Origin of the sequence: Pseudomonas sp. B40(2017) (genome assembly GCF_002112855.1) — a bacterium.
Classification (GTDB): Bacteria; Pseudomonadota; Gammaproteobacteria; order Pseudomonadales; family Pseudomonadaceae; genus Aquipseudomonas; species Aquipseudomonas pharyngis.
This window is the reverse complement of sequence record NZ_NEIT01000005.1, coordinates 231,481-255,418: the sequence shown is the minus strand read 5'-3', so window position 1 is coordinate 255,418 and position 23,938 is coordinate 231,481. Positions and strand designations below refer to the sequence as shown.

General features: G+C 60.6%; 17 protein-coding genes and 1 pseudogene. 6 read left to right on the top strand and 12 right to left on the bottom strand.

Annotated elements, in window-relative coordinates; translation table 11 throughout:
- Positions 1-6 precede the first annotated feature (6 nt).
- Positions 7-414: an HPF/RaiA family ribosome-associated protein gene (locus CAF76_RS15280; RefSeq protein WP_011332524.1), complete on the bottom strand. Its 408-nt coding sequence runs from the start codon at positions 412-414 to the stop codon at positions 7-9.
- 200 nt (positions 415-614) lie between these two features.
- Positions 615-1,562 carry a LysR substrate-binding domain-containing protein gene (locus tag CAF76_RS15275; protein ID WP_011332523.1) on the bottom strand — a complete coding sequence of 316 codons (948 nt, stop codon included), beginning with the start codon at positions 1,560-1,562 and terminating at the stop codon, positions 615-617.
- Between the two features lie 135 nt (positions 1,563-1,697).
- On the opposite strand from CAF76_RS15275, the gene CAF76_RS15270 reads away from it, so the two are divergent.
- The 3 genes from CAF76_RS15270 to CAF76_RS15260 all read left to right on the top strand — a co-directional run bounded on the left by CAF76_RS15270 (position 1,698) and on the right by CAF76_RS15260 (position 4,956).
- On the top strand, positions 1,698-3,074 hold the full coding sequence (locus CAF76_RS15270) for an L-serine ammonia-lyase (RefSeq protein WP_085647716.1): 1,377 nt from the start codon (positions 1,698-1,700) through the stop codon (positions 3,072-3,074).
- A 63-nt stretch (positions 3,075-3,137) separates the two neighbouring features.
- Complete coding sequence (locus CAF76_RS15265; protein ID WP_085647715.1) at positions 3,138-4,439, top strand: HAAAP family serine/threonine permease; 1,302 nt, start codon at positions 3,138-3,140, stop codon at positions 4,437-4,439.
- Between the two features lie 199 nt (positions 4,440-4,638).
- The gene (locus CAF76_RS15260) at positions 4,639-4,956 is read left to right on the top strand and encodes a DUF3509 domain-containing protein (protein WP_085647714.1); all 318 of its coding nucleotides are present in this window, start codon (positions 4,639-4,641) and stop codon (positions 4,954-4,956) included.
- Here CAF76_RS15260 and CAF76_RS15255 read toward each other — a convergent pair.
- Positions 4,953-5,453 carry a phosphate-starvation-inducible protein PsiE gene (locus CAF76_RS15255; protein ID WP_007957255.1) on the bottom strand — a complete coding sequence of 167 codons (501 nt, stop codon included), beginning with the start codon at positions 5,451-5,453 and terminating at the stop codon, positions 4,953-4,955. The two genes, CAF76_RS15260 and CAF76_RS15255, sit on opposite strands and share 4 nt — an antisense overlap.
- 293 nt (positions 5,454-5,746) lie before the next feature.
- On the opposite strand from CAF76_RS15255, the pseudogene CAF76_RS15250 reads away from it, so the two are divergent.
- A pseudogene (locus CAF76_RS15250) lies at positions 5,747-6,004 on the top strand (YebG family protein); the annotation flags it as partial.
- A 167-nt stretch (positions 6,005-6,171) separates the two neighbouring features.
- Here CAF76_RS15250 and CAF76_RS15245 read toward each other — a convergent pair.
- Complete coding sequence (locus CAF76_RS15245; protein WP_064593472.1) at positions 6,172-7,191, bottom strand: Glu/Leu/Phe/Val dehydrogenase dimerization domain-containing protein; 1,020 nt, start codon at positions 7,189-7,191, stop codon at positions 6,172-6,174.
- Between the two features lie 184 nt (positions 7,192-7,375).
- Between CAF76_RS15245 and CAF76_RS15240 the strand changes: the two genes are divergently transcribed.
- On the top strand, positions 7,376-8,179 hold the full coding sequence (locus tag CAF76_RS15240; RefSeq protein WP_085647713.1) for a SirB1 family protein: 804 nt from the start codon (positions 7,376-7,378) through the stop codon (positions 8,177-8,179).
- Here the strand turns inward: CAF76_RS15240 and CAF76_RS15235 are convergent.
- The 4 genes from CAF76_RS15235 to hmgA form a co-directional block, all read right to left on the bottom strand.
- Positions 8,103-9,500 carry an aromatic acid/H+ symport family MFS transporter gene (locus CAF76_RS15235; protein ID WP_085647712.1) on the bottom strand — a complete coding sequence of 466 codons (1,398 nt, stop codon included), beginning with the start codon at positions 9,498-9,500 and terminating at the stop codon, positions 8,103-8,105. The genes CAF76_RS15240 and CAF76_RS15235 overlap by 77 nt on opposite strands.
- Positions 9,501-9,644: 144 nt before the next feature.
- Entirely contained in the window at positions 9,645-10,280 is a 636-nt protein-coding gene (maiA, locus tag CAF76_RS15230) for a maleylacetoacetate isomerase (RefSeq protein ID WP_085647711.1), read from the bottom strand.
- A gap of 12 nt (positions 10,281-10,292) precedes the next feature.
- Entirely contained in the window at positions 10,293-11,597 is a 1,305-nt protein-coding gene (gene fahA, locus CAF76_RS15225; RefSeq protein WP_085647710.1) for a fumarylacetoacetase, read from the bottom strand.
- 3 nt (positions 11,598-11,600) lie between these two features.
- Positions 11,601-12,896, bottom strand: coding sequence for a homogentisate 1,2-dioxygenase (gene hmgA / locus CAF76_RS15220; RefSeq protein ID WP_085647709.1), 1,296 nt, complete (start codon positions 12,894-12,896; stop codon positions 11,601-11,603).
- Positions 12,897-13,059: 163 nt separating this feature from the next.
- Here hmgA and CAF76_RS15215 point away from each other — a divergent pair, with 163 nt between their 5' ends.
- The gene (locus CAF76_RS15215; RefSeq protein ID WP_085647708.1) at positions 13,060-13,842 is read left to right on the top strand and encodes an IclR family transcriptional regulator; all 783 of its coding nucleotides are present in this window, start codon (positions 13,060-13,062) and stop codon (positions 13,840-13,842) included.
- Between the two features lie 12 nt (positions 13,843-13,854).
- Here CAF76_RS15215 and CAF76_RS15210 read toward each other — a convergent pair whose 3' ends face one another.
- The 4 genes from CAF76_RS15210 to CAF76_RS15195 all read right to left on the bottom strand — a co-directional run bounded on the left by CAF76_RS15210 (position 13,855) and on the right by CAF76_RS15195 (position 23,336).
- Entirely contained in the window at positions 13,855-17,304 is a 3,450-nt protein-coding gene (locus tag CAF76_RS15210) for a dermonecrotic toxin domain-containing protein (protein ID WP_085647707.1), read from the bottom strand.
- Between the two features lie 161 nt (positions 17,305-17,465).
- On the bottom strand, positions 17,466-20,012 hold the full coding sequence (locus CAF76_RS15205; RefSeq protein ID WP_085647706.1) for a LuxR C-terminal-related transcriptional regulator: 2,547 nt from the start codon (positions 20,010-20,012) through the stop codon (positions 17,466-17,468).
- Between the two features lie 139 nt (positions 20,013-20,151).
- Entirely contained in the window at positions 20,152-21,519 is a 1,368-nt protein-coding gene (locus tag CAF76_RS15200; protein WP_085647705.1) for a DUF1329 domain-containing protein, read from the bottom strand.
- 23 nt (positions 21,520-21,542) lie between these two features.
- A complete protein-coding gene (locus tag CAF76_RS15195) occupies positions 21,543-23,336 on the bottom strand; it encodes a DUF1302 domain-containing protein (protein WP_085647704.1) in 1,794 nt (597 codons plus the stop codon).
- Positions 23,337-23,938: the final 602 nt, after the last annotated feature.

The window sequence follows — 23,938 nt, the reverse complement described above, 5'->3', positions numbered from 1 at the left end:
AGCGTATCAACTGTTGATCGCTGCCTGTTCGTTCTCGTCAAACTCTTCCGCCAACAGCTTGTCATTGGCTTTGCTTGTGAATGGCACCACAGCGGCTCGCGGTTTGCCGCGCAATTTGCCAAACAGGTGCTCCAGCGCGTGCTCCAGTTTTTCGGCTGCACCATCGATCGCCTGTTCCAGCGAATCGGCCTTGTGGGTGACGGAAATCGGTTGATGGCCTTTTGGCCGCGCTTCCAGTTGGCAGCGCAAATCATGAGGACCTGGTTTGTCACCGTTCTCGTCGCTCAGATGGACTTCGACACGGGTCAGGTCTTCCTCATAACGGTCGAGCGTGCTCTCAATTGTGGTTCGTACCCACTCCTCCAGTCGTTTGCTGCTTTGAATATGGTTGTCGCTGTTGACTTGGATTTGCATAGTTCATCCCTTATTTCAGCTAGCTCGCAAGAGGCCTGGAACAGGATTTCGTGACCTCTTGATTACAACAATCGGCCCGCCGGACGAACATTTCAACCCCTTAAAAAAGATAAATATTCATTCGCAAAAAAAGCCGGACAACCGAGTAAAGCGCTGGTAAGGTCGGGAGTTGGGTCGCCCCGCCCCTCCGAAAAATCTGCTCACAATTGGCCATCACCCAACGGGTGCAGGCTGCGAAAAATCCCCGCCTCTTCCACCAGCCAGTCATGCACCGCCCGCACGCCCGGATGGCTCAGGGCCCCCGGCGCATAAAGCAATACATAGCGCTTGTGATTGGGCACCGAAATCCCGAACGGCACGATCAACGTCCCCCGCTCCAGCTCGTCGTTGAGCAACGTGCGCCGGGCAATCGCCACGCCCATGCCGGCAATCGCCGCTTCGATGGTCAGGTGGTTGCGATTGAACGTGTGCCCGCGCCGCACATCCGCGCCCTCGAAACCGATGGCATTGAGATAAAACTCCCACTCCGCGTATTCATAGCTGCCGCGCCAGGCGGTGATGTCGTGCAGCAGCGGAAAATGCACCAGATCCGCCGGCCCGTGCAGCGGCGGCCGTCCGCGCAGCAGGCCCGGCGCGCACACCGGGAAAATCTGCTCGTCGAGCAAGGCTGTGGATAACAGTCCCGGATAACTGCCGTCGTTCAGGTCGATGGCCAGGTCAAAATCCCCTTCATGCAACGGCACGCTGCTGTCCTCGGCCACCAGCCGCAACTGGATGTCCGGGTAACGCTGTTGCAGGCGTGGCAAGCGCGGGGTCAGCCATTTGCTGAGGAACGACGGAATCGAGCGCACTCGCAGAATCCCGCTGATCATCCCCGCATCCAGCCGTCGCAATTCCGCGTCGATGCTGCCGTAAGCCTCGTTGACCGTGATCGCCAGTCGCTGCCCTTCCGCGCTCAACTCCACGCCCCGCGCACGGCGATGAAACAGGCGAAACCCCAGTCGCTCTTCCAGCTGTCGGATTTGCTGACTCACAGCCCCCGGCGTGATGTGCAGTTCCTCGGCACAGCGGGTGAATGACAAGTGCCGCGCGGCACAGGAAAACACCTGCAGCCAGACGTAAGTCTGGGCATGCAATTGACGACTCATGGTTTAGTCCTGCTAAAGGCTTACTTAGGAAGTTTCGTTAGTCACGTTGAAGCGAGGTAGGCAGTATCGCCGACATTGCGCTTGTCCTACAAAAAATGGCAGCGATTCCTACTCCATTGCTTGTAAGGGTTTAGCATGGCTATCAGTGTTTTCGATCTATTCAAAGTCGGCATCGGTCCGTCCAGTTCCCACACCGTCGGCCCGATGCGCGCTGCCGCGACCTTCGCCCAGGCATTGATCGATCAGCATTTGCTGAACGATGTGCAGCGGGTGGAAATCCGCTTATATGGCTCGCTTTCGGCCACCGGCGTCGGCCATGCCACCGACCGCGCAACGGTCATGGGCTTGATGGGCGAATGGCCGGACAGCATCGATCCGTCGACCATCGAGCCGCGCATCCAGCAAGTGCGCGAGACCGGCCAACTCTCTCTGGCCGGTAAACGCTCGATCACCTTCAACTGGCAGCACGATCTCCTGCTGCTGGACGAGAGCCTGCCCTACCACCCCAACGCCATGTCGCTGACAGCCTTCGGTGCATCCGGCCAATTGTTCGAGCAGACGTACTACTCGGTCGGCGGCGGTTTCATCATCGAAGCGGCCGAAGCCGAATCCGGCGCAGCGCCGGCCGGCGACGTCGAGTTGCCTTACGAATTCTCCAGCGCCGTCGAACTGCTGACGCTGTGCAAGCAGCACAACCTGCGGGTGTCCGAACTGATGATGGCCAACGAACGGGCCTGGCGCAGCGACGCCGAGATCCGCCAGGGCCTGCTGCACATCTGGTCGGTGATGCGCGAATGCGTCGAGCAAGGCTTGCGCCACGAGGGCATCCTGCCCGGCGGTCTGAATGTGCCGCGTCGTGCGGCGAAATTGCACCGCAGCCTGCTGGAAATCGGCAAGCCGAACGTCATCAGTTCGACCCTGTCGGCGATGGAGTGGGTCAACCTGTTCGCCCTCGCCGTCAACGAAGAGAACGCCGCCGGCGGGCGCATGGTGACCGCGCCGACCAACGGTGCCGCCGGGATCATCCCGGCCGTTCTGCACTACTACATGAAATTCAATCCGGATGCGTCGGACGACGACGTGGTTGCGTTCTTCCTGGGCGCGGCAGCGGTCGGCATCCTGTGCAAGAAAAACGCTTCGATCTCCGGCGCCGAAGTCGGCTGCCAGGGCGAAGTCGGCTCTGCCTGCGCCATGGCCGCTGCGGGTCTGGCCGATGTGCTCGGCGCCACCCCGGAGCAACTGGAAAACGCCGCCGAAATCGGCCTGGAACACAACCTCGGTCTGACCTGCGACCCGGTCGGCGGCCTCGTGCAGGTGCCGTGCATCGAGCGCAATGCCATCGCTGCGGTAAAGGCGATCAACGCTACACAAATGGCCCTGCGCGGCGACGGCAAACACTTCATTTCTCTCGACCGGGTGATCCGCACCATGCGCGATACCGGCGCCGACATGCATGACAAATACAAAGAGACTTCACGGGGCGGCCTGGCCGTGAGCTGGGTGGAGTGCTGAGGAGCACTCCCTGACCGCCCGTAACACGTGAGCCCGAGCAAGAATAATAACGAGGCAAAAACGATGACCGATGTACGCACACCCGCTGCCGAAAATCCCGCTATAGACCGCACACGCAATACCGAAACCGCCCACAAGGGCTGGAGCAAATTCGACACCACCTGGATGCTCGGCCTGTATGGCACGGCCATTGGTGCCGGCACCTTGTTCCTGCCGATCAACGCCGGTGTTGGCGGCTTCTGGCCGTTGCTGATCCTGGCGTTGCTGGCGTTCCCGATGACCTTCTTCGCGCACCGGGGCCTGACCCGCTTCGTGCTCTCGGGCCGCTCCGGTGACATCACTGAAGTGGTGGAAGAACACTTCGGCATCGGCGCCGGCAAACTGATCACGCTGCTGTATTTCTTCGCGATCTTCCCGATCCTGCTGGTGTACAGCGTGGCGCTGACCAACACCCTCGGCAGCTTCCTCGAACATCAATTGCACATCGCCCCACCGCCACGCGCGGTGCTGTCGCTGGCGCTGATCCTCGGTCTGATGGCCATCGTCCGCTGCGGTCAGAGCGTGATCGTCAAAGCCATGAGCGTGCTGGTCTACCCGTTCGTCGCCGCGCTGCTGTTGCTCGGCATCAGCCTGATTCCGAACTGGAACGGCGCATTCTTCGCCAGTGCTCAAGAACCGATGGAAATGTCGGTGTTCCTCAAGACCCTGTGGCTGGCGATCCCGGTGATGGTGTTCTCGTTCAACCATTCGCCGATCATTTCCGCGTTCGCCGTCGAGCAGAAACAGCGCTACGGCGAGCAGTCCGAACGCAAGAGCAGCGGCATCCTAGCCATGGCTCACGGCATGATGGTCGTCACGGTGATGTTCTTCTGCTTCAGTTGCGTGCTGGCGCTGTCGCCGGCGGATCTGGCAGCGGCCAAGGCGCAGAACATCTCGATCCTGTCGTACCTGGCCAACCACTTCCAGACCCCGGTCATCGCTTACGCTGCGCCGCTGATTGCGTTGGTGGCGATCACCAAGTCCTTCCTCGGCCATTACATCGGCGCCAGCGAAGGCTTCCAGGGCATGATCGTCAAAAGCCTGCGCAGCCGTGGCCGGGTGATGTCGGCGAGCTGGCTGAACCGTGCGACCGCGCTGTTCATGATCCTCAGCTGCTGGGCCGTGGCGACCTTCAACCCGAGCATCCTCGGCATGATCGAAACCCTCGGAGGGCCGGTGATTGCCTGCCTGCTGTTCCTGATGCCGATGTACGCCATCCGCCGTGTGCCAGCCTTGCGCCAGTATTCGGGCCAGGCATCCAACGTGTTCGTGGTGCTGATCGGCCTGATTGCACTGTCTGCGATCATCTACTCGGTTCTGCCCTGAAACGGGCCGCAAACGAAGAAGGCGAGCCAGGTGCTCGCCTTCTTTTTGGCCGGATTCATTGTTCGACAATATTCCCGGCATGTCCCTTGCTACATCGCTGAAGGAGACAGGACCACGGAAAGGCCGATGGTCAGGTTTGGCGAACCAACCCGATCAAGGCCGGTCAACAACTGCACGTTCAATCAGGCGGTGACGCATCATGGACAATCCTTTTCAGATCATTACCGATGCCTTCGCGCCGGACTATCAGATCAACCTGAGCATTCAGGGGCTGGACGGCAGCATCATGCTGACCCTCTCCAAAAGCGGGCGGATCGTCGCCAAACGGATGATCAGCGCCGAACAGCGCAATGACCCCAAGCGCCTCAAACGCCTGGTGCAAAGCATTCAGTTCGGCATCGCCATCGAACAGGGCCACAGCGCCATGGCGATCCTTGATGCCATGACACGCGGCGACGGAATCGCTCCGCCACCGCGCGGGGTCAAGCACCAGCCCCGGCCAGCCGCGGGCCTTTAGAGTTCGCCCTTCTCTACTTCCGGGTGTTCACTGGAGCCCGTGCCGATCTTGCGGTGCGGGTTCTCGATCTTCACCGAAGGGAATTGCGACGAGGCGTAACGCACCACCAAGATCGAGAATGCGAGCAGCAGAATCCCGCCGCACAGGTAAATGATCCCCATGTCCGGCGGATTGTGGTGCGAGACGTTGGAGATCAGCAGTCGCGTCAGTGCCGTGATCGCCACGTAGATCAGGAAGCGCACCGGCATGTGGTTGGTCTTGAAGTAAATCCCGACCATCGCCCCCAGTTCCAGATAGATGAACAGCAACAGAATGTCATCGATCTTGATGTGCCCTTCCTCGAGCATCCCGAGAAACTCCATCACCGCCGCCCATGCGGTTACCGCACCAATGGCGAACAGCGCCAGGTAGTGGAAAGTCTCGACGAAAAGGTTGCCCAGGGACTCGGCCAGTTGATGCACGTTTTGCCGCAGTTTCTCGGCCCAGTTGATTTTCACGATGAAGGTTCCTTAGCCCGGTTCGAGCGGATGTTGCTTGCTGGACGTGACGGTTATTGCGCACGTACGCAGATGCATGCAGAAAAGAGGCCACGCCATCATGGCGAGCCGCCGCGAAACCTGCGCCGTGGCGTTTGGTCGCACCTGTGCGCAGACGTCGGGCTGACAAAATCCGAATCCGGTCTACATTGAAAAGCCACTACCCAAAGCGCAGGGATTCGCTTATCCTTTTCTCTGTATATAGATACAGTAGTCGCAAAGATAACTTAATGTGAAGGCATGTGAGGTGGTGAATGGCCGTCGAAGTGGTATACCGCAGCAGCCGAGATCTGGAGCGCTTGTTCATGGATAAAGCCGAAGCTGACCGTCATGACAAAATGCTCGAACTGGCCGAACTGTTGGCCGAAGTGCTGGAAAAAGCCGTTCCTTCGTTGAGCGAGCAGCAAGTGGAAGAAGTCGGGATCTTCATGGCGAAGAACCGCGATGTGTTCGCCCGGGCGTTCAAGAGCCAGCCTGATGCCCTGTCGGAGCTGATCAACGCACCGGCGGCACCGGTTGTGGCGACCGAAACGGCCGAAGTGGCCGAACCGGCAGAAGCGCCAGCCAAACCTGCAAAAGCGGCGAAGGCTGCGAAGTAATCGGCATCTGAATTGAAGCCTCTGAATTGAATAGCCCCTGAGTTGAAAGACTCAGGGGCTTTTTCATGTCCGGACAAACCTCAGCGGTACAACACCTTTTCCGCCAGCTCGTCTGCCACCCGCGCGGGTGAACGTTTTTCCGCCTGGGCGTGGGCGAAGACTTCGGTCAGGCGCGAACTGATCTTCGACAGGTGCGCGGTGATGGTTGTCAGTTCGTCGCCCCGATGCTTGAGGGAAACGTAAATCAGCCCGCCGGCATTGATCACGTAATCCGGCGCATACAGGATGCCGCGCCGTTCCAGTTGATCGGCGACGTCCAGATGCGTCAGCTGATTGTTGGCCGAACCCGCTACCGCCGAGCAGCGCAACTGGGTGACCGAATGACTGTTGAGCACCCCGCCGAGGCCGCACGGCGCGAGGATGTCGCACGGCGTACTGAGCAAAGCGTCGTTGGCAATCGGATGGGCGTTGAGCTGCTCCATCGCCAGTTGCACCTTGCCGTGATCGATGTCGCTGACCAACAGCTCGGCACCGGCTGCGTGCAACTGTTCAGCGAGGGCATAACCAACATTGCCCAGTCCCTGGATCGCCACGCGCAAGCCTTCGAGATTGTCGCTGCCCAGCCGCGCCATGGCCGTGGCGCGAATCCCGGTGAACACACCCATCGCCGCATGCGGCGCGGGGTCGCCGGCCGAGGTGGTGCTGGTGACATGCTGGGTCTGCTGGGCGATGCAGTCCATGTCCGCCACCGAAGTGCCGCTGTCGATGGCGGTGATGTAGCGCCCGTCGAGCTGATCGATGCAACGGCCGAACGCCTCGAACAGTGCGGCGCGGTTTTCCACATGGGCCGGCCGCACGATCACGGCCACCCCGCCACCCTGGGCGAGACCGGCCAGTGCAGCCTTGTAGCTCATACCCTGGGCCAGGCGTATGGCGTCCTCGACTGCGGATTCGTCGTTCGGGTAGGCAAGATAACGACACCCGCCCAGGGCAGGCCCGAGGCGACTGTTATGAATGGCAATGACCGCCTTCAATCCGGACACCGGATCAACGCTAAGGTGCAGCGATTCCAGGCGAGTGCTTTGCATGAGAGCGAACATCGGCAGGCTCCCGAATCACTTCTGGTAGACGCCAGTATAGGCTTGCGCCTGAAAATTGCTGAAGCGCGCCGGAATAAGCGCCGCCACTGATCACCGGGTTGTGGCATAACCCGATGGCAGAGCGGCCCGGCACTGGACGAATGGCAAAGACGGGGCTAAAACGAGGCATGCCCCGGAGATTGAGATGAGTCCGCGCCAACGTTTTTTCGAATGTCTGCACCGTTCACCGCCCGCGCTGTTCGAAGCCGCGTTGTGGATGGCCGCCGAACACGACAAACAAGTCGATCCCGAAGCACTGCTGCAGGACTTCAAGGAGCTGCAACAGCGGGTCAGCTATGGATTGCCGTTGCTGCCGGTCAGCGAGCTGGCGCAACCGTTGTTGCGGCGGATGACCGATCTGGGCTTCGCGCAAGATGATTTCATACCGCTGCGCCCACAGGCCGCAATGGTGAACAAAGTCATGCAGACCCGACGCGGCCAGCCGCTGGCGCTGGCACTGATCGCTCTGGAACTGGCCCGTGGCCTGGAGATTCCGCTGGTCGGGGTGAACTTCCCCGGGCATTTCCTGCTCAAGGTGCCCGGGGCCGATCACCTGCTCGATCCGTGCGGCGGACGACGTCTGTATCCAAACGACTGCCGCGAACTGCTGCACCGCCAGTACGGCCACCAGATGAAACTCAGCGCTGACCATCTGCTGACTGCCGAACCGGTGCAGATGCTTCAGCGCCTGTCACGCAACCTGCGCCAGTTGCACCTGACCCACGACGACTTCATCGCCGCGTTGATCGATGCCGAGCGCGTGCTCGAACTGGGTAACGCCAGCGCCGCCGACTATCTGGCCCGGGCCAGTCTGTACCAGCGCCTCGATTGCCCGAACGCCGAGCGTTTCGATCTGGAGCACGCGCTATTGCTCAGTGACGACCCGATTCAGCGACTTCGCCTGACGGAACGGCTGGGGCATCTGCCGCCGAACTCAGTCGTCCACTGAGCAGGGCAGTGGCTGGCGAACGCACCTGAATGATCAGCAACGCCGCAATCACTGCCGGAATCGCGCAGAAGAAGAAAATCTGCTCCACCGGAATGTGCATTGCCAGCAACAGGCTGCCGAACAGCGGCCCGAGAATCGAGCCGAAGCGCCCTACTCCCAGCGCCCAACCGGTGCCGGTGGCGCGCACGTGGGCCGGATAGAAATTGCTGGCGAACGCATTGAGCGTCAGTTGCCCGCCGATGATGCAGAACCCTGCCGCGAACACACAGGCCACCAGATAGCGCGGGTTGTCGTGATTCAGGCCCAGCAGGATCGTGCACAGCGCCGCGCCAGCCAGCACACCGGACAGCAGCCTCACCTTGCTTTTCAACCGGTCGGCGAACCACGCCATGCAGATTGCGCCGAGTGTGCCGGCGAACAGGAACATTGACGTCACCAGGTTCGCTTCGTTGAGCTTCAGGCCACTTTCCAGCAGCAGCGACGGCAGCCAGCTGATCATGAAATACAGCAGGATCAGGCTGACGAAAAACGTGGCCCAGATCAGCAAGGTCGGGCGGGCGTAACCGTTGCGGAACAACTCCACCACGGTCAGTTTGCTGCCCTGCTCGCGTTCGTTCTGCTCAACCGATGCGGCGGGCGGTTGCCAGTCCGGCAGCATCCGCGCGGTGACCTTGCGCAGGCGCGCATACGGTGGAGCGTCACGCAGCAGCCGAGGCAAGGATTCCGGCAGCATCCACCAGAGAAACGGAAACAACAGCAGCGGCGTGACACCACCGGCAAGGAACACCGCTTGCCAGCCGAAGCGGTCGATAAAACCCGCCGCGACAAAACCACCCGCCGCCCCGCCGAAGGAAAAACCGCAGGCCGCCAGCGTCACCATCAGCGTGCGCAGGCGTGGCGGCGAATATTCCGACATCAACGCCATGGCGCTGGGCATCGCACCGCCCATGCCGATGCCGCAGATGAAGCGCGCGATCATCAGGGTATTCAGGGAATCGGCGAACACCATCAGCACGGTGAGACTGGCATAGATCAGCACACAGGCGAGCAGAATCCGTCGAACGCCGAAGCGGTCGGCCAGCGGCGTCACAGCAAGGGAGCCGAGGGTCAGCCCCAGCAGGTTGGCGCTGAACACCGGGCCGAATGCGGACTTTTCCAGGCCCCAGTCCTGCGCCAGCGCCGGCACCACGTAACCGAGCACCTGGGCGTCATAGCCGTCGGTAACCAGCAGCAAGGCGAGAAGCATCAGGAGCAACCACTGAAAGCGGGACACAGGACGGGCGTCGAGTGCCGCCCGGAAGCTGGCAATCTGGTTGTGCATCGCAAGGTACCTGTTTTGTTTTTATGATTTTTGGTGCCGCAACGAGAGCCTTGTGGGAGCGAGCCTGCTCGCGATGACGGCGGCACATCCACGATCAATGTGACAGAGATACCGCTATCGCGAGCAGGCTCGCTCCCACAGGGGTTACGGCGTGTCCGGCTGATTCGCCGGATGCGCTGCAATGAACGCCGGATGCTCAGCGGCCAATGCGGCCACCCGACGAATCCGTGGATACGCCTCCAGCGATACGTTGAACCGCTCGGCCGCGTACAACTGCGGAATCAGGTAAACGTCCGCCACGCACGGCCACTCGCCGAAACAGAAGCCGCTGTCGCCGATCAACTGCTCCACCGTCGCCAGCCCCTGACTGATCCAGTGGCCGATCCACTCGTTGACCTGCGGCTCGTCATGCCCCAGACCGCGCAGGCGATTGAGCACGCTGACGTTGTGCAACGGATGCACATCGCAGCCGATCACCGCCGCAACGCCGCGCACCTGGGCGCGGGCAACAAGGTCTTCGGGCAGCAACGGCACCTGTGGATAACGTTCCTCCAGATACTCGATGATCGCCGGTGACTGAATCAGCAACTTGCCTTCGTCAGTGCGCAGCGCCGGCACCCGGCCCTGGGGATTGATCGCCAGGTACACCGGTTGCCGATGCTCGCCACCGGGCGGTGCGATCAGGTTGACCGGCAACGCCTGGTAGTCGAGGCCCTTGAGTGCCAGCGCGATCCGCACCCGGTACGACGAGGTGGAACGGTAATAGGTGTAGAGATCCATGAGCCGCTCCTGTCAGCGCGCCGCCAGCACGGTGCCACGGCATTCGCCGAAGCCGATCGAAGCAAAACCTTCGCGGGCGCAGCGGGCGCGCAGGATGATTTCGTCGCCGTCTTCAAGGAATTTGCGCACTTCACCGGAGGCCAGTTCGATCGGCTTTTTACCGCCCTCGGTGATTTCCAGCAGGCTGCCGAACTGACCGTTTTCAGGGCCGGACAAGGTGCCCGAACCGAACAGGTCACCGGCCTGCAACTGGCAGCCGTTGACGCTGTGGTGCGCGACCATTTGCGCGACGGTCCAGTACATATAGCGGGTGTTGCTCAGGGTCAGGCGATGGGCGGGCAGGTTCTGTTCGCGCATTTTCTCGGTGAGCAGCAGCACTTCCAGCTCGATGTCGAAACCACCGCCCTCCTGATCGCGTTTGTCGAGCAGGTACGGCAGCGGCTGCGGATCGCCTTGCGGACGCGCCGGTTGCGCGGTGCGGAATGGCGCCAGCGCTTCGGCGGTCACCACCCATGGCGAGACACTGGTGATGAAGCTCTTGGACAGGAACGGGCCGAGCGGCTGGTATTCCCAGGCCTGGATGTCACGGGCCGACCAATCGTTCAGCAGGCAGAAACCGGCGATGTGCTCGGCGGCGTCACCAATGGCGATCGGCTCGCCCATCTCGTTGCCCTGACCGATCCAGATCCCCAGTTCCAGCTCGTAGTCCAGCCGCGCGCACGGGCCGAAGGTCGGCTCGGTCGCACCGGCTGGCAGAGTCTGACCTTTCGGGCGGCGCACGTCGGCACCGGAAGCGCGCACGGTGGAGGCACGACCGTGGTAGCCGATCGGCACGTGTTTGTAGTTCGGCAGCAGGGGATTGTCCGGGCGGAACAGTTTGCCGACGTTTTGCGCGTGCTCGATGCCGACATAGAAGTCGGTGTAGTCACTGATGCGCGCCGGCAGGTGCAGTTGGCAATCGGCAGCCAGCGGCAGCAGCTTCACGCCCTGGGCTTCAATGTTGCCGCGATGAGTGCTGCCCTCGCTGAACAGTTCCAGCAGACGTTCGCGCAAGGCAACGCGGGCGTCGCGGCCGAGTTCGAAGAACGCGTTCAACTGACCGCCGCGCATGGCTTCGACAGCACTGCGCGCGACGCCATCAAACAGACCGGCCTCCAGCGCCACTTGCAGATCGAAGATGTGTTCGCCAATCGCCACGCCCGCGCGCGGTGCCGAGCCGTCGATGCTGAACACGCCCAGCGGCAGGTTCTGCAGCGGGAATTCGGTGTGGTCGTTGGCCGAAGCGACCCAACTGCGGGTGATGGAATTCTGAGTCATGGGTTATCTCCGGGTCGGGTCGAACGTGGCGGGCAGCGTGGCCCAGCAGGCGTCGTAAGTGGATTGCAGTTGCGGACAGTCGAGGGCAAAACGGCTTGGGCGCAGTACCTGGCTGGTCTCGAACATGAAGGCCATGGTGTTGTCGATCTTCGCCGGTTTGAGGTCCGCGTTGATGGCTTTGGTGCAAGTCTCGCCGTCCGGGCCGTGGGCGCTCATGCAGCTGTGCAGGGACGCGCCACCGGGCACAAAGCCTTCGGCCTTGGCGTCGTACTCGCCCTGGATCAGGCCCATGAATTCGTTCATCAGGTTGCGGTGGAACCACGGCGGACGGAAGGTGTTCTCGGCCACCATCCAGCGCGGCGGGAAGATCACGAAGTCGAGGTTGGCCAGACCGTGGACGCTGGTCGGCGAGGTCAGCACGGTGAAGATCGACGGATCCGGGTGATCGAAACTGAGGGTGCCGATGGTGTTGAAGCGGCGCAGGTCATATTTGTACGGCACGTTGTTGCCGTGCCAGGCGACCACGTTCAGCGGCGAGTGATTGAGTTCGGTGCCCCACAACTGGCCGAGGAACTTCTGCACCAGGGTGGTCGGTTGTTGCAGGTTTTCGTAGGCGGCGACCGGGGTCAGGAAATCCCGTGGATTGGCCAGACCGTTGCTGCCAATCGGTCCCAGATCCGGAAGACGCAACGGCGCGCCATGGTTCTCGGCGACGTAACCGCGCGCTTGCGGGTCGAGAAGTTCGACACGGAATTTCAGGCCTCGTGGCAGCACGGCGATTTCCAGCGGCGCCACTTCCAGTACACCCAGTTCGGTGGCGATGCGCAGGCGCCCGAGTTGCGGCACCAGCAGCAGCTCGCCATCGGCATTAAAAAAAACGCGCTCCATCGAGCGATTGGCGCAATAGTGATAGATGCTGATGCCGCCCGGTTTTTCGGCGCCGGAATTGGCCGCCATGCTCACCAGACCGTCGATGAAATCGGTCGGTTCGGCCGGGATCTCCAGCGGGTTCCAGCGCAGGCGATTGGGGGTCACTTCACCTAACGGGCCGCCCGCCAATTGCCGCTCCAGTTTAACGAATGCCGGGTGATTGGCCGACGGCTGGATCCGGTACATCCACGTGCGCCGCGCTTCGCTGCGGGTCATGGTGAATGCGGTGCCGGAGAACAGTTCGGTGTACAGACCGTACGGGGCTTTCTGCGGAGAGTTCTGGCCGACGGGCAGCGCGCCGGGCAACGCTTCGGAGCTGAATTCGTTGCCGAAACCGGACTGGTAAGCCAGAGCTGAATCGAGGTTCATGGAGCCTCCTGAACAGGGAGTCGGCATGGCCGGACGCTCTGGATCGGAGGTCTTGGCACGCCGGGGTTATTTTTATCGTAATTCAATTACGCATAACGTAATTTGCTCGCTATCGAGCGTCAAGCTATAAAGACGCCCATTCGTTCCGGGACACGGCAGCACCATGGAAAAAACCAGCGACAGCAACGGCAAACAGAAAGTCCGCTCCGCCGAAGTCGGCACCGACATCCTCAAGGCCCTGGCCGAGTTGTCACCGTCCACTTCGCTGTCGCGCCTGGCCGAACATGTGCAGATGCCGGCGAGCAAGGTTCACCGTTATCTGCAGGCCTTGATTGCCTCGGGCTTTGCCGAACAGAACACCGCCACCAACCACTACGGCCTCGGCCGCGAAGCGCTGCGCGTGGGCCTGGCCGCACTCAACAGTATGGACGTGCTGAAAGTCGCCGCCCTGCCGCTGGCCGAGCTGCGCGACGAACTCAACGAAACCTGTTTCCTGGCGGTGTGGGGTAATCAGGGCGCAACCGTGGTGCACATCGAACCGGCGGTGCGCGCGGTGACGGTGGTGACGCAACTGGGCTCGGTATTGCCGTTGCTCAGTTCCTCCACCGGTCTGGTGTTCGGCGCCTACCTGCCGCATCGGGAGACCGATGAATTGCGCGAACAGGAAATCGCCGTCGGCGGCCATCCGCTGGCGGACGAAAAAGCTTATGAGGCATTGTGCGAACAGATCCGCGAACGCGGTCTGCATCATGTCCACGGCTTGCTGATGCCAGGCGTCGATGCCCTGTCGGCACCGGTGTTCAACGCCCTCGGGCAGGTCGCGGCGGTATTGACCATCGTCGGCCCGACATCGTTGTTCCACGCCGACGAAAACGGCCCGGCGGCGCAGCGGTTATTGGCTGCGACGCGGGCCGTGAGTTGGCGGATGGGTTATCAGCCAGATTGACGAGGCAAGGGGTCAGCCGATGATTCGGGTTTTACTGTCCGCGATCACGTAGGGAGAAGCCACGGCGGTGACATAACCAATCCCCACCGGCACCCCGGTCACGGTCGACACGATCTCGGAAATATCCTTGACTCGCGACAGCAGCCCCACCGCCGAAACAGATCCGCCAACGCCTGCCACAATTCCCACATACAAGAGAATGGAGCTTCTCCACGCCGAGGCGAGATGGTTCTTGCCGGCTTTGTCATCTCCCAGACTGTAGGCAACGATGCCCTGGACGATCGAACGTGTGATGCGCACGATGCTGCTCACCAATCCCACCGGCGGGACAAACAGCGAGACGATATCCACCGCAAGCTCGGTGATCACCATGACCGTGTTCCAGAATCGCTCGGCAGGTGTGGTGGTTTGATAGTCAACGTCGCTGAGCACACGGGAAATCATGCTGTCGAATTCGAACTTGAAATGAGTCACGGCATAACTGTTGTTCAACGCAGGGACCGGGAGAGCGCCTGAAGCTTTTTGGCAGCGAATGACAAAGTTCTGTACGACACCCCTATGTTCGAGCCTGGTCAGTGCAATGACGTGATTTCCCAGGTCGGCGTCCTTGAGCCCCAGTGTCAAGGATTCGAGCGGGCGGAAACTCAGCCCGTCCGGAGCCTTCGGAATATAGACCAGCAGCTGCAGCCTCCCTGCCACCCGCCGTCCAAACGTATAAGCGCCCTCGATGCGGCGCCCTTCAAGATTCAGCTCGTAGATACCCTCCTGCGGGGTAGTGCCCGACTTGAACGGTTCCAGTTGATGAGGACGGTCATGATCGAGCCCATCGACCAGTCCCGTCAGCCAGTTGAACTGCTCGGAGGACAGAGAGCCCTGCATCTTCTGGATCAATGCGGCCCTGAGCATTTCGTTCTGCTTGAGCTTGCAGAACAGCTTCGCCTTGAGATCCAGCGACGGACCGTTGGCGAAACGGTCGACCAGATGCCACTCATACATCATGCCCGGCCGCAAACCGATCAACGATTTGACGACCGTCGCATTCAGATTTCCCAGTGAAGAACCATCCCTGGAGACGAATGCCACCTGATCATCACCAGGCCAAAGCTGCCATTGAATGAAGAGCTGGGTAAGCGTCATCCAGTCCTGCCCTTTCACCTTGACATTAACGCGATCAGGATCGATCAAGGGGTGGTTCGGGTCAGAACGACGCAGGTGACTGTTTAACCGTTCCATCACCTGGTCTCGCGAATAAGAAACCAGCGTGGGGATATTCAGCTCGTCTTTCGACAGTTCGTAGAGCGCCTTGAAATCCGTGTTCACTCGGGTAAGCATCTCGCGATCCCCCGACGCCGCATTCCTGTACCAAACGGGCGTGGCCACCTGTTCCTCAGCGATTTCCCAATCGATGATTTCATGGATGGCCCCCATCAGTGGCCCTTCACCGCGCCCCCGAGTCCACTCGACCAAGGTGACGCGCCCCCACCACCCCGGATGAAACACAGGGCGTGGCTCGACATAAGAGAGCTCGTCTTTCACGAAGGCAGCGCGATCCTTGCTGAAAGCCTGAGCGGTCAGGAACTCACGATCACGTGGCTCGAAACCCCAGGAGATGAACTGTCGTTTCAATCCGGTCAGATCGGAGAATTCGTACCATTGCTGCCCGGTCGGGGCACCCGGCGCATACAGCACATGTAACTGGAGGTCTGGCGCAGCACCCCTTGCACGAAACGCAATCATGTCCTTGAACGGCTTGTAGTCTTGACGAAACGCAACGCCAAACGCTTCGACTCCCGAATCGCCATGCAGATACCGCTGCACCAAATTCTGCCCTTGCGGGCCGATGTGTTTTTGCAGGACGGCGGCGAAGTGGCTGAGCGCAATTTCCTGCCCCAGGACTTCGCGCATGGCTTCGCGAATCCGCGCCTGTGCGAAACGCTGATTGCGCTGATTGGCATATTGCACACGCAGATCAAACTGGCGGATGGCGAGTTCGATATTCGAAGCTGTCAGTCGAGGATTGTTGTGAAAGGCTTCGAGCTTGATCGTGTAGGGAGCCGCCGTGTCATGCACGCCGTACATGAACAACTGAGTCAGGGTTTTACGCTCGACATGTTCAATACGCCGCGTGCCAATGCGCAAAGAATATTCCACTTTTACCCAGACAGTATCAGGGTCCACTCGCCGGGTATCGCCCGCGCTGATGTGGGTTTCGACGACTCCGCGCACGTAGTCCTGAAAAGAAGATACCCCTCCCAAGGCCTCATGCAGGTTCACCTGCCCTCTGAGCAGTTCCTTTTCCAGAGAAGCGAATACTTCCTGATGGTTGGCAGTGGCATCCTTCAACCATTGCGGCCGGGCGTTTCGTTTCATCAGGGCCAGTAGTCTGGCGACCCGTCCCCTGGCAGCGTCGATGACCGCCTGCTGCTGATGGGCGCTCTCGACCGAACGCACGAGAGCAGGCCGATCCCCGCCCGGCACCTGTAACCGGCGAAGAAAGTAAGCAACGTCACGCATTTGTTTATCAAGAAGCTGGGCGGTGAGGGTCTGGAAGATTTCGCCTTGAATGTTCAGGTAACGGATATCCGGAACGCTGCCGACCTGCTCGGCATCTTCCTGTGAAACGCTCCTGAGCAGTTGTGCCCGGGTTTCTGCATTGCCCAGGCGTTGCTGCAACGTTTGATGCATCAAGGCGGGCGTGCGGAATGTTTCCAGGCCGTTCACGGAAGTGTAGAGGACAACCCATTCGTCATCGTCCAGAACCAGTTCGGGGATAGAGCGCCCCGTGAGGTACGTGACAAAGCAGCCGGCCAGCGTTGCGAATCGACCGTTTCCCAGTTGCAGTGAAATACTGTAGGCCGGAGTCAGGGACGTGCCCCTGATGTAAATTGCATAGCTTTCCTCTACCTCCGGCCTGACGCCTTGCATCTGCACCGTTGCGCCAAATTCCTGCCAGAACAGCGCTGCATAGACATCCTGCAGCTGAAGACTGCGCGAAGCCAGATCACGCCCCAAGCCGTCCTTTCCCGAAGAAGCAGCCCAGTATTGCGCCAGCAAAGGCGTGTACTTCTGCGCCAGCGATCCCAGCACATTACCGATCAACGAACCGACGGCTACTACATCCAGCCCGTGAATCCGGTCTTCTTCATCCGTGGAGTCAGGCCAATCGTAGACGCCGTACAGACTGGCGTCATAGACGGGCGCATTGCCGGACACCAGGCACTGCATGAACACGTCCATCAACAACCCGGTCGGTTGTGGATTCGCAATCTCTGGACGCTGGGCGGTAATGTACGTTTTGCTGATATAAATATTCGGTGATAACTGTTGAAGTTCTTTTAACACCAGATCCTGCAAAAGCGATTTGAACGACGGTAGTGCACCCAGCAAACCTTCCAGGCCGTACCTGAGTTTATTGATTTCACTCAGATGGTTTTCTGCCGAAAACCTTTCAACTGTATTCATGATAAAACTCCGTTATTACACAGGATAACCAGACGACAAAACATCGTCCAAGCAGTGCAAACAACTTAACCGGAGCAAAACCAATAAAAAACCCACTGTCCATTGCAAGACATTTAAAAGGACCAGACTTAAAAAAAAACAACATACTTATTAACTGACAATTAACAACACAAACCCAGAACTCTCGCGCGCGCCACGGCATGCGTCCGGCGTTCAACGCCCAACTTTGCATGAATTCGCCGGACATGAGTTTTAACGGTATGCAATGAGATGAACAACTTGTCCGCTATTTGTTGATTGGAACTTCCCGCCGCAATCAACCCCAACACTTGCGATTCTCTCAGGCTCAATGAACTTTCATTGTCACCGCCATCAAGAAACGGATGTTCGGGTGATGACCCGGGGCGAATATCCGAAGCGGCTTCGTCAAATTTCATGACCAGACGCTGCAAGTTGAACTGGCAGGCCAACTTGCGCCCCCTGTCGAAATACTGTCGGGCAGAATCCCGATCATTGAGGATCGATGCCACCTCGCTCATTGCCAGCCACTGCTCGGCTTCCAGAACGATCATCCGGCAAGACTGAGCCTGCTCGAGCAGGGACTGCAGCCGCGCCACCGGCTGGTGCGCCTGCTTCAAGCGGGTCTCGGCCAGAATCAGCAAATACTCGATACGCGGGATCAGCTCCAGCGTCGCCGGCGGCGCCTGCCGTCCACGCGGGCCACGATAGTGCCTGAGCACTCGACTCAACGCTTCACGAGCCAGTTCGGGTCGTCCCTGTTGCAACCAGAACTCACTGCTGACCTGCAACAGAACACCGCGATAAACCGTTTCTGGAATTTGCCGCTGCTGCATCAACCGTTCGGCATCGCGCAGGTGCATGAATGCTTGCGAATAATCACTCTGATCAGCGGCCAGCTGCGCCTGACCGAGAAAGCCGTACAGCACGCGCTTGTCAAAGCTGCGCAGGCAGTCGTCGAGCCCCTGCTGAAAGAGTTCGGCAGCCCGCATTGATTGACCCATGCTCAGCGCCAGTCGCCCCCGACGCAAGGCGATACGGCCCAACAGCGGCGTCGGTCGCTCGACGGAGGACGCGAGCATTGCGCAAAGATTGGCCAGCAACTCTTCGGCGCGAGCCAACGCGCCCCGTTGCTCCAGCAGTTGGGCGTGATCGAGTTCCAGCAACGCTTCGAACAGCAATGAGCCTTCCGCCCGGGCCAGGCACAGCGCTTCACGATTTATCGAATGAGCCAGATCCAGCTCACCACACAGCAACGCTTGCTGAGTGCGGCCCGACAGGCATAACAGACGCGCCGTCCAGGCCTGCGGTGACAAGTCGTTCAAGGCTTGCTCGAAATGTTCGCGCGCCTCGTCCATGCGCCCTTGCAAGTGCAACAACCACCCTTGCTGGGCCTGCCATCGGGCGATCAACTGGCGCTGCTCATCCGCCGACCATGGCGGCAGGAAGCGGGACAGTTGCGCGATGCACTCACCGGCCTGTTCGAAACGCCCGGCGAACAGCAGCGCCGCCGTGATCAACCCGACCAGTTGCGCAGACCCCACTAACAGTTCCTCGCCGCGTTGCTCGTAAAGACGCAACAACAGCACGACCGTCTGCTCCTCGAACAGTTGCTCGAAACTGAAGTGCTGCAACAGGCTCACCGCGACTTCGTACTCTTCAGCCAGCAGCGCCTGTTCAAAGGCGCATTTCCAATGGCGTCCGGCGGTGAACCACTGACAGGCCCGGCGATGCCAGGAACGCCCGGCAGGCCACGGCTCGTTGCGCATCAGGCGCGACAGCGGGGAACAGACTTGCAACCATTCAGACGAGGCCCGCCAGGGTTCGATAAAGCATCCCAGCGTTTGCAGATCGCGCATCCATTGCGCCCCTTCGCCGGCGCCGAACAAGTGGTCGCACAGGCTGGCATTGAACCGCGGCAAATGCGCCAGCACTCTCCAGGCCTCGGCCAGTTCCGGACTCAGACCGCTGAACAGTTCGTGTTGCAGGTAGTCCAGCAAGGTGTCCATGCGTTGCTGCGGCAAAGTCTTTTGCGACCAGTCGCATTTTTGCATCAACAACATCCGCACCCCGGCGCACCAACCGCCGCTGCGCCGAAAGATGCGTCCGGCCACGCTATCGGCCTGGGCCGGGGACAAGTGGCGCAACACCTGTGCGATCTCGTCACGGGTCAGCGCCAACGCCGCGGCTTCACATTCGTACAACGCATCATCGAGCAACAGGCGCGGCCAGTTGCAGGGCGGACGCCTCCGAGTACCGATCCACCACGTCAGGGCCGGGCTGCTGATCGCCAGCATTCGGTCGAGAAATGCATCCAGCGCAGGCTCCGGGTATCGGCAGTAATCGTCGAGCAACACCCAGGTCGACGAAGTCCGTCGCGACAGTTCATGCAGCAGTGACGATTCGTCCGATGCGGCCAGCCCCATAGCGTGTGCAAGCCGCTCGCAAAACTCGCCAGTGCCAAGGGACGCACCTGCCAGCGGCAACCAGCACACGGTGCAATTGACCGGCGCCTGCAGCAGGCATTCGGTGAGCAGCGCGGTCTTGCCGCTGCCGGCTGGCGCGCAGATCAGTTTGACCCGCGCCGCTGACTCGAGCAGAGCCGCGCAAAGGCGAGGCCGCGCAAGGTGATGGGAAGACAGTCTCGGGAGAAAATCCGCTCGATCCGGAGCGTGGGTCATGGCGGTCATCGGGTACGCCTTTTTATCGTTGTGCGCTCACCCTAGCCCTCTCCCTGCTGCTTGTTGACGAGTATTCAGTACGCTGATTGGCGCCCATAAAAAAGGCGACCGTGCGGTCGCCTTTTGCCTTGCCAATGTATCGAAACCCTTACCGTACGCCCTCGGCGCGCAAGGCCGACGGGGTATAGTCGGCAGCCTTGGCTTCGAAGCCGAATTCGAAGCTGTGCTTCTCTTCGTTCTTCATCCCCAGGGCAATGTAGCGGCCGGCGATGATGTCGTAGAGCGCTTCGAGGGTGTAGGCCTGGGCCTGGTGATCGTAGTAGTACTGAGCATGTCCCTCGGCCACTCGCCACAGCTGTCCGCGACCGTCGTAATGATCGGCCAGCGCCACTTGCCAGCTGTCCTCGTCGATGTACATGTGGCGTTTGGCGTAGATGTGCCGCTCGTTCGGTTTCACCGTACCGACCACTTCCCAGACCCGATGCAGCTCATAACGCGTCAGGTCCTGGTTGATGTGCCCGGCCTTGACGATGTCGTCGTACTTGAGGCTCGGCGAGTCGAGCTTGTAGCTGTTGTACGGAATGTACATTTCCTTCTTGCCGATCAGTTTCCAGTCGTAGCGGTCCGGCGCGCCGGAGAACATGTCGAAGTTATCCGAGGTGCGCAGGCCGTCGGCAGCGGTGCCCGGACCGTCATAGGCAACCTGCGGCGCACGGCGCACCCGGCGCTGACCGGCGTTGTAGATCCACGCCAGACGCGGCTCCTTCACCTGATCGAGAGTCTCGTGCACCAGCAGCACGTTACCGGCCAGGCGCGCCGGGGCCGTCACCGACTGCTTGAAAAAAGTCAGGACGTTGGCGGCTTTTTCCGGATCGAGATCCTTCATCAGTTGCGGCACGGCGATCTCTTCTTCGAAGCGGATCGGCGTGTAGCTGCCGTTGGTTTGCGGCGTCACCTGCGTGATGATCCGCCGCAGGTTGCCGCCGTGATAACGGGTGATGTGGTTCCACAACACCTCAACGCCATTTTTGGGAATGGGGAACGCGTAGTAGCGGTTACCGGTGAAATTGGCCAGGCCGTTGCCGTCGTTGATGCTGGTGACGTTGAGCGCGCTGCGTTTGGCCGACTCGTAGATTTCCGGCGGTGCGGCCACGGTGCGATGGGTCGGGTAGACCGGGATCCTGTAGGTTTCGGGGTAGCGCTTGAACATCGCCACCTGGCCGTCGGACAGCTTGTCCTTGTACTTGTCGACGTTGGCGGCAGTAATCGTGAACAACGGTTTTTCGCTGGCAAACGGGTCAGCCAGAAAGCCCTTGCTGTCGACTGCTCCGGCGTTTTTCGGGATACCGCCGGTCCAGGCCGGAATCGAGCCGTCGGCGTTGCCGGCCTTCTCGGCGCCCAGCGGCGTCAGGCTGGTGCCGAGCTTGTTGGCTTCCTCCGGCGACACCGCCGCGATCACATTGGCGGCCAGCAGGCTCAGGGCCAGGACACCGCATTGCAGAATCATCTTGCGCATTGCATTCATCCTTCTCGGGCAGATCAGAAGTTCACACCGAAGCTCAGGGCCACGAAGTCACGGTCTTCGAGGGTGTTGTAGTCACCACCGAAAAAGTCGGTGTAACTCAGGCTCGCGGTATAGGTGTTGCGATAGTCGGCATCGACCCCGACGCTGACAGCCTTGGCGCCTTCGTTGAACAGGCCGTTAGGGCCATAGCCGGCGACGTCGTGGGACCAGGACAGGTTGGGCTTGAGGTTGATCCCGCCGATCACGTTGGCGTAATCGAGGATCGCCCGGGCGCGATAGCCCCAGGAGGTGGAGGTGACGAAACCGTCAGTGTCGCCGCCGAAACCGTACTGGCCGTACACCGAGTCGCGGCCGTAACGCAGCTTGCTGCGCGACTCCAGTCCGCCGACCCGCACCACGGCGGCCTCGCCCACCAGGGTCAGGCGCTCAGCGCCCCAGACCTGATCGAAAAAGTGCGTCAGCGTGCTCTGGATCTGCGTCACTTCCTTGCGTCGGTAGCCCTTGTTGTCGGCCCCCGGCGAGGTAACCAGCGGCGACGCCGTACCGCCGGCAATCGGATTGACCAGCGCCAGGGTCAGGTCGTTGGTGTTGACCTGCACCGGCGCATTGGGCCGATAGCTGATCTCGCCGGTCCAGGCGGTGCCGGTCGGCAACGTGGTGGAGAAACTCGCGCCGTACAGGCGAATGTCTTCCGGGTATTCGAGGTAGTACTGGCCGCGCCCGAGCATCACGCTTTGCGCCAGTCCCGAACCGCTGCCGGGGGCCAGGCGGTTGGCGATCCCGACCATGCCCGGCAGCGCCGCGAGGGTCGACAGACCGGCGGTACTGGTGCCGACGGTCGGCGTGCGGCTGTGGTAGTTCATGAAGTAAAGGCCGTATTCGGTGTCGTCGCCGAGCCAGCGCAACGCCGTGCCCCATTGCCCGGAATCCCGCGCATCGCGATCGCCGCCACGGGGCACGACCACGCCTTCGCGGGTCACCTGGATCGGCTGGCCGAAGGCTGCCGTCAGCGGTGCCAACGGGGCGATCGCCGGGCTGCCGACGGTGTAGCCGTTGTTGCAACCGTCCGCCGCCACGTCGACACCGAAGAAGGTGCCGCAGTTGTCGAGGACGGTCTGATCCCATTCCAGTTGATAGAAGCCCTCGACCGTCAGTTGGTCGGTGAGCCCCTGAGAGGCGAACAGCATGTTCACCGGAATCAGCCCCTCCTTGATCTCCGCACCCGGCCGGCGGAACGCCGAGACGTCGATCGGGTTGATGCTGTTGATCGAGTTGCCGATGAAGGTACTTTCGCCCCAGCTCACCACCTGTTTGCCAGCGCGCACGGTGCCCGGCAAATCGGCGATGGAGTAGTTGTGATAGACGAACGCATCGAGAATCTGCGCGCCGGAGGACTTGGCGCCCTCCTTGCGGCCCTTGTCGCTGATCGGTTTGAACTCGCGGTCTTCGTCCTTGAGTTCGAAGTCGTACCAGTACTTGCCGCGCACGAACACACCGGTGTCGCCGTATTTCAGTTCGAGGTCGTGGATACCTTTGAAGATCTTGGAAAAGGTCTCGCCCTTCTTGAAGTTCAACCGCCCGTCATCACCGGTGGACGACTGGCCGGTGCCGCCGTTGACCGTACCGACCAGCGACTTGTCGGCATCGCGCATGCCCCAGCTCGCCCCGACCGACAGCGACGAGTCGAACGTGCCTTCGATTTCCCCGATATTGAAAGCGACCGCGTGCGCCTGGGCACAGCAACCCAAGGCCACCGCAGCGGCCAGCGCCTGCGGCGTGAAGATGGCGCGCATTGTTGTTTTTGTCATGCGTCTTCCCCGGTGAGTGACAGAAGGCCCCACCCTACTGCCGCGCCACGGCGAGGATAAGCGCACCAAGGAGGTATTCGCGCTGTCGCTCGAAAGGATGAATCCCCGCCTGCGACGAGGCTTCGCGCCAGCCATGAACAGGCTGGATGAACCACTATCAACACAACGGATAATGACCAGGCCAGTGCGCGCCACTGTTACATGCCCCGTAACAGTGCATGTCCGGAATCGCTATTTTTCCCTGACGCGCCAGCCCTTATTCTGTGCGGGCTTTCACGGCAGACCGCCAGCAAGCACAAAGTCCGCGACCGAGTCGTCGGCAATCGATTTCTGATGGACCGAAGCGTTTTTCGATCCCTCGCCCCGGTGTTCACTGACGTTGATTTGTAGCTCCTTGATCCAACGTCTTACCTTGGCCGCTGCGTTTGCAGCGGCCTTTTTTATGGGCGCTTTTTGACCCCGATAAATGATTGCGTGGCGCTCGCGCTGCTCTGAAGTGCCGTTTCCCTTTTCAGCGCAGGAAAGTTCTTTTAATACGTAAGAAGTTTCCTGAGTCTTTGTATAAGCAATGAAAGTTCACGCTTAAACGCAAGTTACAACCT

Coding starts and splice junctions, on each gene's coding strand:
- CAF76_RS15260 (WP_085647714.1), top strand. CDS start 4,639: ATGGACAATCCTTTTCAGATCATTACCGATGCCTTCGCGCCGGACTAT.
- CAF76_RS15265 (WP_085647715.1), top strand. CDS start 3,138: ATGACCGATGTACGCACACCCGCTGCCGAAAATCCCGCTATAGACCGC.
- CAF76_RS15200 (WP_085647705.1), bottom strand. CDS start 21,519: ATGCGCAAGATGATTCTGCAATGCGGTGTCCTGGCCCTGAGCCTGCTG.
- hmgA (WP_085647709.1), bottom strand. CDS start 12,896: ATGAACCTCGATTCAGCTCTGGCTTACCAGTCCGGTTTCGGCAACGAA.
- CAF76_RS15205 (WP_085647706.1), bottom strand. CDS start 20,012: ATGACCGCCATGACCCACGCTCCGGATCGAGCGGATTTTCTCCCGAGA.
- CAF76_RS15270 (WP_085647716.1), top strand. CDS start 1,698: ATGGCTATCAGTGTTTTCGATCTATTCAAAGTCGGCATCGGTCCGTCC.
- CAF76_RS15210 (WP_085647707.1), bottom strand. CDS start 17,304: ATGAATACAGTTGAAAGGTTTTCGGCAGAAAACCATCTGAGTGAAATC.
- CAF76_RS15275 (WP_011332523.1), bottom strand. CDS start 1,562: ATGAGTCGTCAATTGCATGCCCAGACTTACGTCTGGCTGCAGGTGTTT.
- CAF76_RS15215 (WP_085647708.1), top strand. CDS start 13,060: ATGGAAAAAACCAGCGACAGCAACGGCAAACAGAAAGTCCGCTCCGCC.
- maiA (WP_085647711.1), bottom strand. CDS start 10,280: ATGGATCTCTACACCTATTACCGTTCCACCTCGTCGTACCGGGTGCGG.
- CAF76_RS15280 (WP_011332524.1), bottom strand. CDS start 414: ATGCAAATCCAAGTCAACAGCGACAACCATATTCAAAGCAGCAAACGA.
- CAF76_RS15245 (WP_064593472.1), bottom strand. CDS start 7,191: ATGTTCGCTCTCATGCAAAGCACTCGCCTGGAATCGCTGCACCTTAGC.
- CAF76_RS15240 (WP_085647713.1), top strand. CDS start 7,376: ATGAGTCCGCGCCAACGTTTTTTCGAATGTCTGCACCGTTCACCGCCC.
- CAF76_RS15195 (WP_085647704.1), bottom strand. CDS start 23,336: ATGACAAAAACAACAATGCGCGCCATCTTCACGCCGCAGGCGCTGGCC.
- CAF76_RS15235 (WP_085647712.1), bottom strand. CDS start 9,500: ATGCACAACCAGATTGCCAGCTTCCGGGCGGCACTCGACGCCCGTCCT.
- fahA (WP_085647710.1), bottom strand. CDS start 11,597: ATGACTCAGAATTCCATCACCCGCAGTTGGGTCGCTTCGGCCAACGAC.